Below are 13,296 nucleotides of genomic sequence, written 5' to 3'. Positions count from 1 at the left end.
GCGTCAAACAACTTCATCCTTTTGCTCTTGTAACCAGCGACGTGGTGACATTCCTGAGACATTTTGAAAAGCGCGGGAGAAGCCAGAATAGCTACTGTAGCCGACTTCATCAGAGACCCAATTCAACGGCTTATTTTGCAATAACATCGATTGCGCGACCGATACTCGCCACTTTTGTACATAATCCCCCGGAGTTTCACCAACCACTTGTTTAAAGGTCTCAATAAACTGAGTGCGAGACATGGCCGCCAATGATGCCAATTCATTAAGATGAAAATGACGGGCAGGGAGCTGATGAATGGCGGTCACAACGGGAGCTAGACGTGGGTGGGCGAGCGCAGCAAACAAGCCGTGTTCAATTTGCTTTTCCTCGATAAGATAACGAAAGATCAACGCCATTAAGGTATCACTCAGCTTATCCAATAAAAACTCTTGTCCGATGCCATTTCCTCTTGCTTCCGAAGAGAGCATATCCAAGACCGGAGTTAGGTTCGGCACCGCGTTAAAAGGGATAACGACGACATCCGGCAAGACAGACAATAGAGGGTTGATCTGCCCACCTCGATAATCCACATTGGCGCAAACCAATTCTGTTTCTTCGCTCCCTTCAATTCTATGCGGCGTATTGTTTGGCAGATAAACGATGCAAGGCTCTGTTAGCTTTTGAGCCTTCTCGTTTGCGCTTGTCAGTATCAATTCACCAGCATTCAAAACATGCAAATGGCCTCGGTTATGGTGCTCTGCTTGGAACGAGGAGATGCCACACAAGTGTCCAGAATAGAAAACGCCTGTGCGTATTGAAAAATGCTTCATCAGTTGTGACAGCAGATCCATGTTACCTCCGAACGATTCGCGTACTTTTTTGGTCTTTTGTCCCTTTATAGACCGGAAGAGTTAGCTAATTTATTCACACAAGGCAAACAAACACAGACAAGGAGCTTACTATGTCACGCATTAAATCAACTGGTCGAAAACTCACTTTAATGACCGCTTTACTCGGAACCAGTTTTTCACTGATGGCTGCGGATGTAGGCATGAGCGTTGATGCAAATGATCTTGCGATCAAGGGATATGACCCAGTTGCGTACTTTACAGATAATGGCGCAGTGCAAGGCAAGCCTGAATATTCAGCCACTTACAACAATGCTATCTACCACTTTGCTAATGCGGCAAACCGTGATCAATTCAAAACGGATCCACAAGCTTACGCACCACAATACGGTGGTTACTGTGCATTTGGTGTAGCGATGGGTAAAAAGTTCGAAACTGACCCTCAAGCGTGGAAAATTGAAGACGGCAAACTATATCTGAATCTTGATAAATCGGTGCAAAAGCGCTGGTTGGAAGATACACAAGGCTTCATCCAAGATGCCAACTCTAATTGGACAACCATAAAAGTCGTTGACGCTGATAAGCTGTAACTGTCTTCGATAAATTCCTTTCCTACTGTCCGCCCAAGGCGAATCATTTGGTTCGCCTTTTTTCGATGGGCTATTAGAAGGGCGGAATACACAAAGTGAGATTAATAGGAGCGGTTTATGTTGCCCTTAACTCACTCGTTATTTATCGACATCGCCAATCACGCCTTCATGTGAAAGATCGCCAGAAAGTTCTGCTTGAACTTCGGCTAGACTTTCCTCTTCCGCCGCAACAATCTTACCTGTGAGAGCATCAACCTCGACTTCGTACGCTTTATCTCCACGTTTAATAAACACATCCCACTGGGTATCAGGTTCATCGTGACGAATGCCTAGCACCTCAACATCTAACGCCCCTAGCGCTGCTTTAAGGGCATCTTCTTGACTGATGATTTCTGCATCGGTGGCAGCATAACTTGGCAGACTTAACACACCAAAAGCGGTTAGGGCGATACATAATATGAGTTTTTTCATTGAGTTCTCCTTAAGCGCTAATTTCATCTGAGAGAGGTCTTTTATTGTCGTCTCCATAGTGTAGGTGACGGTGTAAAAGAAATGTGAATACAGCATTGAACAAGCTCGTCCCGATAGAATTGTCGTACTGCGTCTATCGCTGCGTTAACGAACTTTAGCGTTCAACCCATCCCTGATGGTCTGGAGGGTTCGAGCTATACAAGTTTTTCACACTTCTATTGATAGCTTAGTGACGATTAAAGTCATGATTGGATTGACCTCGTTGTATGAATAGAAATTTGATGCTCAATTTTGGTGTTGTACTCATTACGTTACTTGTCCCTTATGCTGTGTTGCAAATTGGAACTCCAACTCTTGAATGGTCCTTATTTTGGCAGGTGCGCACTTATTTGGTTAACTACAGTGGCATTGTGTCAATGTTGCTTATGTCGTTGTGCGTGATTTTATCTGTTAAACATTGGCCTTTAGAGCGCTGGTTAGGAGGGTTAGATAAACAATATCGATTGCATAAGTACCTTGGTATTTCTGCCGTGTTTTCGGCGTTGTTTCATTGGGGCGCATTTTTAAGTGATGATTTCGCTATGGATTTTGGTTTTGTCGAACCAAAGGATGAGACTTTCCCGTTTTGGAAACTAATAGATGCAATGGGCGACCCTGCTCAGCTTATTGGTGAGTATGGCTTTTACCTTTCCGCTGCGTTTGTTCTGATCGCATGGATTAAAAAGTTTAAGCACAACGTCTTCCAACTCACCCACAAAGTGCTTCCGTATTTATACTTATTTTTAGTTTTACACATGGTGATGTTTTTTGAGGCGAGTCTATGGCTAACCCCTTCTGGAGCCATTCTCTTATGTGTGAGTGGGTTAGCAACGGTAGGGTGCTTCATGACCATCTTTAATTTGAATGGTAAGAAGAAATGCCATGATGCCAAAGTACAAAGTATCAAGCCGATCAGTAATGGCATTGAAGTCATGCTCAAAGTTGATTCAGCGGAGTTTGTTTATCAACCAGGTCAATTTGCCTTTGTCGATTTTGGTGATAACGAGCGCCCACACCCTTTTAGTTTAGCTTCCGCTTACCATCAAAATGGTGAAGTAAGGCTCATGATCAAAGCGAATGGCGATTACACCTCTGCGTTGAAAGGTTCTTTAAAGGTTGGACAAGCTGCGCGTATTGAAGGACCGTATGGACGGTTCAATTTTCAAGATAATGCAGAACGACAAGTTTGGTTTGCCGCAGGCATTGGTATTGCGCCATTTTTAACTGCGATAGAGACAGTTGGTGCAAGCAAAACGGTGTACTTGTTTTACAGCTATCGAGAAGAAGATAAGCCACTTTTGGACGAGCTAAAACAAAGAGCAAAGAAGGCTGGTGTTACACTATATACGAAGAACACAAGTGTACAAGGTCGATTCAGAAATGCAGAAGTCACAGAGTGTGTAGAAGGTACTAGACATTGCAGTGTGTGGTACTGCGGACCATCAGAATTAGGCAAGACACTTGAGAAAGCATTTGTAAGGTTAGGTTTACCGGCGAAGTCATTTCATCGAGAGTTGTTTGAATTGAGGTAGTTAGAAATCGCTATCTGTTTACACAAAGGCGAACCGTTTGGTTCGCCTTATTTGGTATCTTTAGATGGGGTTGAATCGCCAATATCTGCGGTTAGAAAATGGTCTGCTTCTTATCTTTAAAGTAGAAAAATACGCTGATGGCGATAAACAAGAACGTAAAGTAATAAAAGAATGAAGATAGCGAAGCGATGAAATCGATGTGCTGTGCGATCTGTTCTTGCGTATAGTTTTGCGAGATTAACTTGTAGTAATAGGCATAAAGAATACCAATTGAGCCGTAGCCTAGGTTAAACATTAAACCTTTAAAGCTAAGTACCGTCGCTCGGTTGTGAGATTCCGTTTTCTTGTTGAGATGATAACTAATGAAAATGTTCATCGTCATAATGATGAAGATAAGGATCAACGCCGGAATGACGCCGTAAATAGACCATCCAAGGCTAATCCAATAATACGTCGCCATACTCGCAAACCCCATTATTGCAATGAACGTTTTCGGAGCCATGCTTTCTGCTAAACGACGACTTTGTCCTGCCAACAGAATCTGCAACACACTGATGCCTGCACCAATAAAACCAAAGTAAATAATCGGAATATCAATGGCACGGTAGTACTGGCTATTCATGGTTAAAAACATACGTGATGTATGCTCAAACAAGCTGTAGTAGAGAAGAATGAACAATACATAAGGCGTCGACAATACCCATTTTGCCGTGTTGAGGGTCAGCTTCATACTCTCCATCGTGGACGCTAACTTACTGCTGTTGCTCGGGATGACTTTTTTCGCTTCTCTCATGCTGAATGCCGAGTAGATAGCAATCATTGCTACAAACAAGGTCGCATAGACGGGGATTCTCATGATGTCTTGTGTAGACTCTGGCTCTGCGAATCCTAAGAAATGATAAACGCTTGCCATAAAGTTGACGTCGTACATGGCTGCACCCAAAAGGGTGACGACTATACCGATACTCGAAGACAGTCGAAGTTGGATTTGCAGCACTCGTGGCCACAAATCTTCTTTGCCTTGCTCTTTTAGCGTGTCGTAAGCCAGCGCTTCATCTGCGCCGCTTGCCAATGCCATAGCTAAGCCACTCAACACTCGGTTAATCAAAAATACAATGAAAACAAAAGTGGGATTTCCTGTAGGGACAAAGGCGATCATTGCAATTTCGATGAACATCACTATCGAAGATAGCACCACTAGTCGTTTGCGTCCTAATGTGTCGGCAAATGCACCGGAAGGGACTTCAGCTAGCACGATGGTTGCAGCCCAAACCACGTTGAGCATCGCAAATTGAGACAGTGTTAAGCCGTAATCTAAATAGAGTAGAGTGAACACTGGATAGTAGAATCGCGCAAAGTAGCTGCTTCGAAACATTAAGAAGCAGCGGACATTACGGATTTGCAGAATTTGTTTTAGCGTCATGAAATATCAGCACTTTGAATAATATAAGTTTATGTATAAACCTTTTTTAGTTCTGTGGTAAAGGTCTGTACTGGGAAATCATGATATCTCGTGGCGCATAATCGCTATTCTTTGCTATCGGCTCAATGCCTCACCAAGCGGTCTGAAATAAGCTTGCAGTGCCTGGTGAATGACTTGGCGATGAGCAATGTCTGGATAGACGATAATGGCGTCCGCCTTAGTTGTGCCGGAAACCAAATAAGAGTTTTCGATGCCCGAGCAAGATTCGACGACGGCTTCAAATGCTCTTGCCATCATCTCCGTAGGTTGAGAAAAGTAACTAGCGCCCATTGCTTTATCCGCTTTAACGCTTCGAGTCACGTAATCGTGCTTATCTTGTCCGTCGGCACTGAGCAAAGTTGTATCGAAAATCTTAAGCAGTCGCTCGTTTAATGGGTGAGGGAAATGCTCTGCGTTATGCAGCCAGCAATCACTGGCAAATATCGTCTTACGTTGTGGACCTGATCTATCACCAATATCAAACGCTTTTTCCGCGATGTAATGGTCGAACGCATGCCAGAACTCATGAGCAAGTGCACCAGCACCTGCATTCTTAGCTAAAGCAAGTTCGCGTTGATTCGGTGCATAATGCGCTTGAACACCTTTACTTCCACCTGTACCGAAGGCGAGGTTCAAATTGCCTCTTAGCCCTATGGCGGAAGGTGGCAACGCTAAGAGATAAGCTAAGTCAGCCAAAGAATCAAAGATCAAGTTTGCAGCGAGATCTTTTTCCTCCGTATTAACCCATTTGCCAATCCGGATACCACCAATGCCAAAGGTCTCTTTAATATCGATGAACGACACTTGCTCCCCATGACGATAGTCAGGACCTTTTCGCGTTTTGTATTTAAAGCTGGTTAATTGCAAGGCATTCCTCGGAATTGGCGTTGATTGAGTTTCCTCAAACTTATACTCAAAAGGTAAGGTGTCAGATTATAGCGTAATAGAGGCGGAAGTAACTGACTCCTTCTACACTAAAGGTAGTGCTCTTGTGCAAATAACTCAGAGATTCAATCACTTTGATGCGCTATGTCGTTCCTTTCTCGAGTTCACTAAATACGGATATTTTATGCAGCCAACCTTTCTGGTTTTTAGACAAAATAAAGAACATAGCCGATGGACCCGTTAACTCAAGGACTCGTTGGGGCATCTTTGTCTCAGTCGGCAAGTAAAAAACAGCATTTAGTGGCGGCAGGTGTGCTTGGAATGCTTGCGGGCATGGCGCCAGATTTAGACATTCTGATTCAGTCTTCGAGCGACCCGCTGTTGTTTCTTGAATACCACCGACAATTCACCCATTCATTGGTGTTCATTCCTATTGGCAGTTTGCTCTGTGCATTGGCTTTATACCCAATGCTCGGCAAAAGGTTTGGGTTATCGTTCAAACAAAGCTGGTGGTATTGCGCACTTGGTTACGCGACACATGGTTTACTGGATGCGTGCACCAGTTACGGCACTCAACTGTTCTGGCCGCTAACCAATGCTCGTTATTCGTGGAATACGGTTTCTGTTATCGATCCTCTCTTTACGCTTCCAATTTTAATTGGTGTTCTGTTTGCGTTCTGGAAACGTAACCCTTGGTACGGGCGAATCGCTTTAATTTGGGCTCTCGCTTATCTCTCCTTCGGAGTGATTCAAAGAGAAAGAGCAGAAGAGACTGGATGGAAGGTGGCTAAAGCAAGACAACATGTGCCGTTGCGATTAGAAGCTAAACCCACGTTCGCAAACATTCTGGTTTGGAAAGTCATCTACGAAGCTGATGGTAACTACTATGTGGACGCCATAAGAGTAGGGACGTACACAAAAATCTATACTGGTGAATCTGTGACTAAATTAGATGTCAGCAAAGATTTTCCTTGGTTAAGCCGTACATCACAGCAAGCCGCAGATATTGAGCGATTCCGATGGTTTTCTGATGGCTTTGTCGTACGAGATCCCAACAATGAACGGCGTATCATTGACGTACGTTACTCACTAGTGCCAAACCAGATAAATGCCTTGTGGAGCATTGAGCTTACGAAAGCTGCTAAGGAAAGTGCTCATGTGGCATACACGACACATCGTGATATGTCTGCTGAATCAAGACGAGCATTTATCGATATGCTAAAAGGCGACGACTAGGTGCATTGAAAGTCTTTAACGAGCGTGGGCTTTTTGGAGAAGAAAAGTTTGCTAAACAAGGATTTGTATTCCCACCCAAGGGACAGCAACCTTTTCGCTAAATTTTGGTTTTCGATGATTGCAACTTCAACGCCTTGGTAGTGATGTGGATTGCTTTTGATGTAGTTGATAAAAGCCGTTAGCACACCTTGACCTCGTACCGAAGGATCAAACTTGATCGACACTATTGAAAAACGTTGACTGCCGATAGAGCAACGAACAAAGCAATAACCGAGTGGGTGACGGATGGTTTCCGATAGCTCAGGAAAAGGGCGAGTAGCTAAGTCTTGAGACAGCTCGTCGTATTGATGACACAGATGGTGAAAAAGTTGTTTTGCCTCGTTGTTCATAGGTGAGCCTCCTGAGTGTTACGTTTGAAAGCTGTTGATTTCATAAATATTGTAAACACAAGAAGCCGTACTAAATGCGGTGAACTTTGATGGAGGCAAGTTCCTCTTTTTGAAAGTAATGGAATTTCAAATGAAAATTCGTGATCTCTATAAAGCCCTTACCCAAAGTTAAAAGCGAGGTTGCACGGGTACATTCAAAGCTCCTAGTTCTCCAAAGTTATGAAAAACTACGATTTATGGTCAAATAAGGGACAGAATGTGTTCTTCGGGGATTAAGGTTGGCAGCCAGAGAGTAATTGATCGGCATCACTTGGCGCTTCCTCAAATATGCAATATTAGCTTACCGACTTTCAGACCTCGGCGGTGTTGACGACGACAATCATGGCGCGCATTCTTTTAAGTTCACTCAGGGCTAAGGCTCTTATTTAGCAAACAACTCGATAACTGCGTTTGGTGCGTGGGACTCGACTTTGAAAGGTAGCGCGTATGAATAAGGTTATTATGTTGGTGATGGGGCTGCTTTTTGCCAGTAGGTTGTTTGCAAGCATTGTCCCTCACGCAACCCAACTCGAACACGATGCGCCCATTCTCCTTCGCTCTGCATTGATCGTTGGTGTGGCAGCGTTCGCTGTTTGGAAAGTGTTCCAGTATTTTAAGAAGAGTAAATCTACCGACTAAGGCGACGTGAACAAGATTCGTTGGACATCCAACAAAAGAAACACTGGCAATTGAAATCACAGCCCTTAGAATGCGCACTCTAAAAGTTATAACTGATATAGAGTGATTTTATGCTTCGTGATTACACGTTCGATTGTCTTGTGACTATGCCTCGCCATGAACTGGAAGAGTTCAGTGCTCGCATGATCAGTAAAATGGTGCCAGAAGATGTGATGAACGAGCTGTTTACCTTTGATCAAGAAGAAGTAGACAGCGAAGACCGTATGTTATCGGCGCGCCTAGATGCAATGTTACGTATGACTGCAATCGCGCTAAGCGAAATTCAGCAAGCATTTGATGAATCCGATAATGCGAAGCAGAACAGTGAGCGAATGACTCGGCTTGTGCTGTGGCATTTCTACGCGATTTCATTCCGTTTAGAAGAAGCTATCACACTTGAAACGCACTGCGTGCAAGTTGAAAAGCTATTAGAGAATACACCAAACGATGTTTTTGCATGGGTGAAAACGCTAACTGAGCTTCTTCACACCTACGCAGAAATCAACGCGAAAGAGAATCCACAAGACTAAATCAATTTGGATTAAGCATAAAACCGCAAAAAGTCTCCGGCATAGCTGGAGACTTTTCATATGCTCTTCTATTTCGTTTGCCTTTAATACGGCTAGTTGAAGTAAGTTAATGGTTACTTAAACACTTGGTAGCCATTGATATTATTACTCTACACAGCTCCAGCCTGTGGTATCAATCGAGTTAATCCAATCGGCAATTAACTGAACACCTTCATCGTGAACAACGTGTCTGCCTAGTTCTGGCATCATATTTCCGTTGTCGACATTGATGCGGTAGTGCAGCACAGAGTTTTCTGGATCACCCGGTACAATCACATACGGAGATGGGCCTTTGTGGAAGGTGATACCACGAGCGCAAATACCCATTTCGCTGATCCCTTCACGCCAGTATTCAAACTTGAATGGATTACTCGCCGCTTTACCTTCGGTGCGATGGCAGTGCGCACAGTTCACATCAAGGTACGCTTTGGCGTAATCCAGTAGCTCAGTATCCGTTAGATTACTTGCTCCCGCTTCGGTATCAAAGACAGGGGTCTTAGGTAAGTTCTCTGGTGTATTTGGTAAAGCTTCTGTAAATAGCCCCAGCGTTTCCCAATGTACAAGTTGGTTGACTGGCGAGCCATCAGAGACATCTTGAACACTGTTTAGGTTACGAGCTTTAGGACCAATAGGAGAGAAACCTTTTGGCTGTGTGTTACCAGTAGGATCGGAGACATCAGATTCTACTTTGTGACACAAGGTACACTCATTTCGGCTTGGTACTTCATAAGTGAAATTAAGCGTTTCGCCGTTATGTTCTACGCTGCGCTCAAAGGGTACCGATACGGCAGTCAGGTAAGCGTCGGTTTTGTCTTCATTCCATACGTAAGGCAGGGCAATCCAACCGCTGTCACGACGAATCAATAGGCGAGTTTCAATGAGCTCTTCGTTTTCACCACGAGCATTCTCTGTGCTTGAAGGTAGCGCAAAGGTTTTAATCAACACGGTACCTACTGGGAAGTCGAACACCTCTTGCTCACGATAGCTTGCTGAAGCCTCGTTCGGCATCACTACAAAGCGGTATTTGCGTGCATAGTCAGTAAAGAGTTCAACGTTCATCTCATACAAAGTACCTTTCGCAGATGCCGCTAAGTTAAGATTTTGTGTTGGATCTTTGGCATCTTCAAACAGATTGTATTGCGACAAGCTCACACAGTTTTCACCGTATGTCGCGCTTTCACGAGTAATCGCATCCCAGTTAATACCCGTCACGTCATCTAGGGCGCAGCTTGCGTTGCCGACGATACCGTTTGGTGTATCTGGATTATCAGGACCCGTCGCTCCGTCTTCGGTTTGATTGTAGCCATACACCACGCCATTAATTGTGACGGTATTGATGTCTAATGGCGTCTTAGAATCACAACCAGCGGTAAGTAGCGTTGTTTGCTCTTTCTCGTATAAGAAATCTGCATTGGCTGGGTTTTCCGCATAACGACCAATGGCGGTTGGGTCCATGTTATCAACCAATACACCGACACTTGCGCCATTGTTCACTAAACAGTTGCTGTCTGCATCGGTAAACTCGGTAAGGTAATTCCAGTTGGTTGTTCCTGTCATACCGTTGAGCGCATCACGCAATGGTGCAAACATCTGTGAACGAATCAGTGACTCACCAGCGCCATCATAAAACAGAGCAGGGAAGGCTTGATGATTCAATGTGTACGCTAAAATCATATCCTCAATCAGAGAACCATTTGGATTGGCGCCCGTGTTGGTAATGGTGTTGTCGTGGAAATACATGTTGGTCGGAACAGGGTTCCAGCCCTGCATAACGGCATTGCCTTCAGATGTCCCATTGAGTGGGCTGTAAGCGTTGGGATCGCCATTCACCAGTAAGTAACTCGTCATCGCAAGTGCCATCGAATCGTGGTTAGTAATCGTGTTGTTGAAGAACTCACTATTACGTCCGGACAGAATGACGACGCCAGTACCAGGAGGAACGATGCCCACCACGCCACAGCCGCCAAGCCCATTTTGACACGTGGTATCAACATAGTTCTCTAAGTTGTTGTCACGAATTACGTTATCAAAGATGCGTACATCATCAATTAAGCGACCAATAGTGGTGGCGCCCGGTAGGTCAAACAGCAGCACACCGCCCGTGTTTCCTAGCGCTAAGTTGTTGTAGACATCCACATTCGAACTGTTTTCAATCTCGATACCGGCGATGTTCTTTTCCGCTACGTTGTCACGGATAACCGCACCGATGGTTTGACCCACATAGATACCTGCATCGGCACTGCCGTAACTCCATGTATCTTCAATCAAGACGTTTTGAGATTTTACGGGATAGATGCCGTAGGTACCGCGTAGGTTACCATCTTCGTCACGTGCACGAGGCACTTCGAGCCAAACCGCCGCGACATCACGAATAATGATACCTTCAACCCCGTCAGCTTTAAGACCGTTCTTAGAGGCTTCTGCAATTTGGAGATCGGATACGGTGATGTTCGAACCACCACTGATGGCAATACCGTCTTTGCCATCCACGCTACTGAAGTCGAGGTAGGTTTGGTCGATACCAGCACCACGTAACACGAGGTTATTCTTCGAATCGACCGTCAATTGGTTGTTCATTTTGAAACAACCAGCGGGCAGTGTTACCACGCTGTTGTCTTCGGCAAGTTCGACCAGGTTTTCAATCGCGGTGACTTGTTCCGCGCTCGCCCATTCCTGATCATTGCCACATAATTCTGGTGTACCGTATTCAGATAATTCATAACCGCTAGAGGTTTGCGGTTCGTCATAATCGTCACTGTTACAACCCATCAAAAGACTGGAACTGATGAGTGCAGCGACAACCGTTTTGTTTATTCCGTGCATGATTTGCTTCCTTGTAATTAGTGTTATTGACTCAGTCAGGAATAATTAGAAAGAGTGGTTGTATTGGATTCCGTATATGTAGGCATCACCTTCAGAGCGATAGGCGATATCCACACCCGGTAGAGCGTGCGGCTCAAGCGGCTCAGTGAACGTGACTTCTTCGGCATCAATAAAGGTGAATCCAAAGTCGATTCGGCTGTTTTGATTGAAGGCGTACGTGGCACCAAAGCTGTAATTGATTCGGTCGGAATCTGGCAAGCTGATGCTCTTGTCATTCACGTTAGGCGTTTCGTCGTAAGCAATACCCGCGCGCAGAGTGAAGGATGGGTTAAGTTGGTAAGTTGCCCCAAAAGCATATTTGAAGGCATTTTCGAAGTTCTCATCCTTTTGCAGAACTTCTTGCCCATCTACGGTGGCGCGGATTTCTTCAAACACATCCCAACCCGTCATCATCACACTGTAGTGAATAGCTAGTGGATCGGTAATCTGATGGAAACCAGAGAACTCAGTAATGCTCGGCAGATTTAGGGTTAGGTCACCCGTCACGGTTTCACCCGGCATCGAAATCGCACTTGGGATGTCTGAGTAATAATCGCCTTCGAAATCCACATCCACTTTGGAGCGATAGCTTAATCCAAAACGATGCTTTCCGTTGATCTCCCAAAGTGCGCCGAGGTTAAAACCGTAACCCCAGCCATCACCATCGAGTGATTTTGCAATATCTGTGCGTGCAAAGTTTGCACCCGTATCGGCATTGATGGCATCGGCAAGAATACCCAATGTACGTGTGAGCTTGGCTTTACCATAAACAATGCTAGCGCCAACACCAACACTGAACTCGTCGTTGATTCGGTAGGCGATGGTAGGGTTAAAATTAATCGTTTCTAAACTGGTTTCCCCACCAATCGGTCCGGCTAAGTAGTCATCAGGGTATTCGGTTGCTAAACCAAAGTCAGTGAAGATGCCAAGCCCCCATGACCACGAGTCATTGATTGGGGCTGCAATATAAAAAGATGGCACAACCACATTGTCGACGACGTCATTGTTGGTTAGCTGATTATTGAAGGATTCTGAAGGTCCGTTACCGGTTACGCGAACCTCTGGCATGATGTAAGCAGCACCTACGGACAATTGATAAGAATCGAACATCGTAATGGCTGCAGGGTTATGTGCGACTACTGATGCACCGTCTGCTATGGCGGCTTCGCCTGCATTGGCACGCCCTAGACCAGCGGCTGAATGTTCGGATAATTGAAATCCAGCGGCGTATAACTTAGGGGAACTGAGCGCTAGACCTATTGCAAGCGCGAGTTTTGCATTCCTTGTCTTCATATCACTCTGAAACTCCATGTGTTTTTAGGATGCGTTTTAAATAAAAGTGCCTAATAACCTATACAGGGGATGAGTAGGTTATTTGCTAAACACTCAACTCAAGCATAAAAACAATTAACATAGCTGTAACATTGAATTTCAGGATTTGTTATTACCATCTCATATAACTAATGGTTTGTAGTTTTGGGTGTAAATATCTGTAAATGTTATAGTTAAGCTCAGTTTTTATATTGCGTATGTTTTACTAAATAGCCTTATGGTGTTTGATGTCCACTCAAAAAATATGGCTTAAGTGTTATAGAATAGCGAGTGGTAATCAGCGTGTTTTGGTACGATTGTTTTAAACGGGTGTTTAATTGATATTTAAAGCTTAGTGTTAAAATCGGTCAGAATCATGCAATTTATCACTGAATCGAATGC

At 44.5% G+C, this 13,296-nt stretch carries 12 protein-coding genes; 5 read left to right on the top strand and 7 right to left on the bottom strand.

Annotated features, from left to right (window positions below; all coding sequences use genetic code 11):
- Positions 1-3: 3 nt before the first annotated feature.
- Positions 4-834, bottom strand: coding sequence for an AraC family transcriptional regulator (locus VHA02S_RS14310; protein WP_038897539.1), 831 nt, complete (start codon positions 832-834; stop codon positions 4-6).
- Positions 835-944: 110 nt separating this feature from the next.
- Here VHA02S_RS14310 and VHA02S_RS14305 point away from each other — a divergent pair, with 110 nt between their 5' ends.
- Positions 945-1,421, top strand: a complete 477-nt coding sequence (locus VHA02S_RS14305; RefSeq protein ID WP_009699010.1) for a YHS domain-containing (seleno)protein — start codon at positions 945-947, stop codon at positions 1,419-1,421.
- Positions 1,422-1,559: 138 nt separating this feature from the next.
- Here the strand turns inward: VHA02S_RS14305 and VHA02S_RS14300 are convergent, their stop codons facing one another.
- On the bottom strand, positions 1,560-1,892 hold the full coding sequence (locus tag VHA02S_RS14300) for a PepSY domain-containing protein (RefSeq protein ID WP_038897540.1): 333 nt from the start codon (positions 1,890-1,892) through the stop codon (positions 1,560-1,562).
- A 266-nt stretch (positions 1,893-2,158) separates the two neighbouring features.
- Here VHA02S_RS14300 and VHA02S_RS14295 point away from each other — a divergent pair, with 266 nt between their 5' ends.
- Positions 2,159-3,463 (top strand): ferredoxin reductase family protein, encoded by a 1,305-nt coding sequence (locus VHA02S_RS14295; protein ID WP_233921896.1) that lies wholly within the window; start codon positions 2,159-2,161, stop codon positions 3,461-3,463.
- A gap of 91 nt (positions 3,464-3,554) precedes the next feature.
- Here the strand turns inward: VHA02S_RS14295 and VHA02S_RS14290 are convergent, their stop codons facing one another.
- Complete coding sequence (locus tag VHA02S_RS14290) at positions 3,555-4,886, bottom strand: MFS transporter (RefSeq protein ID WP_005447086.1); 1,332 nt, start codon at positions 4,884-4,886, stop codon at positions 3,555-3,557.
- Between the two features lie 114 nt (positions 4,887-5,000).
- On the bottom strand, positions 5,001-5,792 hold the full coding sequence (locus VHA02S_RS14285; RefSeq protein ID WP_009699013.1) for a CLCA_X family protein: 792 nt from the start codon (positions 5,790-5,792) through the stop codon (positions 5,001-5,003).
- 249 nt (positions 5,793-6,041) lie between these two features.
- Between VHA02S_RS14285 and VHA02S_RS14280 the strand changes: the two genes are divergently transcribed.
- Complete coding sequence (locus VHA02S_RS14280; RefSeq protein ID WP_038899472.1) at positions 6,042-7,046, top strand: metal-dependent hydrolase; 1,005 nt, start codon at positions 6,042-6,044, stop codon at positions 7,044-7,046.
- Here the strand turns inward: VHA02S_RS14280 and VHA02S_RS14275 are convergent.
- A complete protein-coding gene (locus VHA02S_RS14275) occupies positions 7,043-7,435 on the bottom strand; it encodes a hypothetical protein (protein ID WP_038899473.1) in 393 nt (130 codons plus the stop codon). The genes VHA02S_RS14280 and VHA02S_RS14275 overlap by 4 nt on opposite strands.
- Before the next feature lie 486 nt (positions 7,436-7,921).
- Here VHA02S_RS14275 and VHA02S_RS14270 point away from each other — a divergent pair, with 486 nt between their 5' ends.
- The gene (locus VHA02S_RS14270) at positions 7,922-8,113 is read left to right on the top strand and encodes a hypothetical protein (protein WP_005447081.1); all 192 of its coding nucleotides are present in this window, start codon (positions 7,922-7,924) and stop codon (positions 8,111-8,113) included.
- A gap of 110 nt (positions 8,114-8,223) precedes the next feature.
- Entirely contained in the window at positions 8,224-8,682 is a 459-nt protein-coding gene (locus VHA02S_RS14265; RefSeq protein WP_038899474.1) for a hypothetical protein, read from the top strand.
- A 144-nt stretch (positions 8,683-8,826) separates the two neighbouring features.
- On the opposite strand, the gene VHA02S_RS14260 is transcribed toward VHA02S_RS14265, so the two are convergent.
- Positions 8,827-11,544 (bottom strand): SO2930 family diheme c-type cytochrome, encoded by a 2,718-nt coding sequence (locus tag VHA02S_RS14260; RefSeq protein ID WP_038899475.1) that lies wholly within the window; start codon positions 11,542-11,544, stop codon positions 8,827-8,829.
- A gap of 45 nt (positions 11,545-11,589) precedes the next feature.
- Positions 11,590-12,876, bottom strand: a complete 1,287-nt coding sequence (locus VHA02S_RS14255) for an outer membrane protein transport protein (RefSeq protein WP_038899476.1) — start codon at positions 12,874-12,876, stop codon at positions 11,590-11,592.
- Between the last annotated feature and the right edge of the window lie 420 nt (positions 12,877-13,296).

It is taken from the genome of Vibrio harveyi NBRC 15634 = ATCC 14126 = KCTC 12724 (genome assembly GCF_001591145.1).
In the GTDB taxonomy this organism is placed as follows: Bacteria; Pseudomonadota; Gammaproteobacteria; order Enterobacterales; family Vibrionaceae; genus Vibrio; species Vibrio harveyi.
Note: the sequence above shows the minus strand (reverse complement) of the source record. Positions and strands in the feature narration are given on the sequence as shown.

Coding starts and splice junctions, on each gene's coding strand:
- VHA02S_RS14305 (WP_009699010.1), top strand. CDS start 945: ATGTCACGCATTAAATCAACTGGTCGAAAACTCACTTTAATGACCGCT.
- VHA02S_RS14310 (WP_038897539.1), bottom strand. CDS start 834: ATGGATCTGCTGTCACAACTGATGAAGCATTTTTCAATACGCACAGGC.
- VHA02S_RS14265 (WP_038899474.1), top strand. CDS start 8,224: ATGCTTCGTGATTACACGTTCGATTGTCTTGTGACTATGCCTCGCCAT.
- VHA02S_RS14295 (WP_233921896.1), top strand. CDS start 2,159: ATGAATAGAAATTTGATGCTCAATTTTGGTGTTGTACTCATTACGTTA.
- VHA02S_RS14290 (WP_005447086.1), bottom strand. CDS start 4,886: ATGACGCTAAAACAAATTCTGCAAATCCGTAATGTCCGCTGCTTCTTA.
- VHA02S_RS14275 (WP_038899473.1), bottom strand. CDS start 7,435: ATGAACAACGAGGCAAAACAACTTTTTCACCATCTGTGTCATCAATAC.
- VHA02S_RS14280 (WP_038899472.1), top strand. CDS start 6,042: ATGGACCCGTTAACTCAAGGACTCGTTGGGGCATCTTTGTCTCAGTCG.
- VHA02S_RS14270 (WP_005447081.1), top strand. CDS start 7,922: ATGAATAAGGTTATTATGTTGGTGATGGGGCTGCTTTTTGCCAGTAGG.
- VHA02S_RS14260 (WP_038899475.1), bottom strand. CDS start 11,544: ATGCACGGAATAAACAAAACGGTTGTCGCTGCACTCATCAGTTCCAGT.
- VHA02S_RS14300 (WP_038897540.1), bottom strand. CDS start 1,892: ATGAAAAAACTCATATTATGTATCGCCCTAACCGCTTTTGGTGTGTTA.
- VHA02S_RS14255 (WP_038899476.1), bottom strand. CDS start 12,876: ATGAAGACAAGGAATGCAAAACTCGCGCTTGCAATAGGTCTAGCGCTC.